Origin of the sequence: Streptomyces sp. NPDC060198 (genome assembly GCF_042728415.1) — a bacterium.
GTDB lineage: Bacteria > Actinomycetota > Actinomycetes > Streptomycetales > Streptomycetaceae > Streptomyces.
Map to the genome: position 1 here is coordinate 1 of NZ_JBHWZJ010000686.1, position 1,261 is coordinate 1,261.

Here is a 1,261-nt window from a genome sequence, read left to right on the forward strand (position 1 = left end):
CGCACGTCGCGTGCCCGGCCTTCGCCGTTCGCCCGTCCGGGGTCAGGTCCTCTGTTTGCCGTGGCCTCGGATCGACTGCCAGACGACGTCACCGACACCGACCACCGCCACCGCGCCGATCAGCTGGAGCACGTGCCGGATCCAGTCGATGCCCTTGGTGTCCTCGACGCCGATCCATGCCGCGACGGCGTTCCCGAGGATGCTGCCGATGATGCCGAACACGGCCGTCAGCCACAGAGGGATGTCCTGCTTGCCCGGCAGGATCGCCTTCGCGATCAGCCCCAGCACCAGGCCCACGATGATCGCCCACAACCAGCTCATACCGCCTCCTCGAACTGCGCATCATGCGCATATGCGCTCAAGTCTCGTGTGCGGGGACTTGTGGTGCACGTCGGGCGCTTCCGTCCGGGCGGAACGCGGGGCCGGAAGGCGTGCGGCCGGCCCACCCGGTCTCGTTCGCGGAGCGTGCCGGGCGTACCTTGGGAGCGGTCCGGTCCGAGGCGTCCGGCACAGCGAGCAGGCGGTGGGAACATGATGGGCAAGCGCGACGACGCGGAGGTCTTCCGGATCACGGGGGCCCGGCAGGGACTGGCCGACGACGTGCGCGGCCGGCAGCGGCGGTACGTGATCTCGATGTCCGTGCGGACGGTGTCGGTGATCCTCGCGGCCACCCTCTGGAACGTCGAGCGGCACATCTCGATGGTGGCGCTGGCCCTGGGTCTGCTGCTGCCGTACGTGGCGGTGGTCATCGCCAACGCGGGCCGGGAGAACGTCCCTTCGCTGCCGTCCACCTTCCTGCCCGCACCCGTGCGGCCTGCTCTGGAGCCGGGGTCCGGGGCGGAAACCGGCGCCGGGAACCACACCGGAACGGGTGCGGACGGCGCCTTCGGCACGGACGGTCGCACCCGGTATCCGCACGAGCACGGATGAGCTTCACCGTCGGGCGAAGCTCATGAAAACCTCAGCTCAATCATGAAGTTCGGGTGCACCGCGACAGGGTGTGCGTGACATACTCCTTCATACGCTCCGCATCCCCCGTCGGAGCGAGAGACCGACGCCGAGCAGCTCCCCCCGTGGCTGCTCGGCGTCGTTTTTTCTCGCTCTCCGGACGCGCACGGAGGGCGCCGCACCGGCTGTCCTAGGGGTTGTCCCGCTATTCGTGGTGGATCAGTGCGCGGCGTCAGATGCGGTGCATCGCAAGGCGGAGGAGCGTCCGCATACTGGATGTATGCGGACGCTCCGACAACGCGGCGAGGTGCCG

2 protein-coding genes are annotated in these 1,261 nt (G+C 69.0%); one reads left to right on the forward strand and one right to left on the reverse strand.

Annotated elements, in window-relative coordinates; translation table 11 throughout:
• Positions 1 to 42: 42 nt before the first annotated feature.
• Positions 43 to 321 carry a GlsB/YeaQ/YmgE family stress response membrane protein gene (locus ACFWEP_RS34730; protein ID WP_387376303.1) on the reverse strand — a complete coding sequence of 93 codons (279 nt, stop codon included), beginning with the start codon at positions 319 to 321 and terminating at the stop codon, positions 43 to 45.
• A 210-nt stretch (positions 322 to 531) separates the two neighbouring features.
• On the opposite strand from ACFWEP_RS34730, the gene ACFWEP_RS34735 reads away from it, so the two are divergent.
• Positions 532 to 930 (forward strand): DUF3099 domain-containing protein, encoded by a 399-nt coding sequence (locus ACFWEP_RS34735; RefSeq protein ID WP_387376305.1) that lies wholly within the window; start codon positions 532 to 534, stop codon positions 928 to 930.
• Positions 931 to 1,261: the final 331 nt, after the last annotated feature.

Bases quoted from the DNA above. Each gene is read 5' to 3' on its own strand.
- ACFWEP_RS34730 (WP_387376303.1), bottom strand. From the start codon at position 321: ATGAGCTGGTTGTGGGCGATCATCGTGGGCCTGGTGCTGGGGCTGATC.
- ACFWEP_RS34735 (WP_387376305.1), top strand. From the start codon at position 532: ATGATGGGCAAGCGCGACGACGCGGAGGTCTTCCGGATCACGGGGGCC.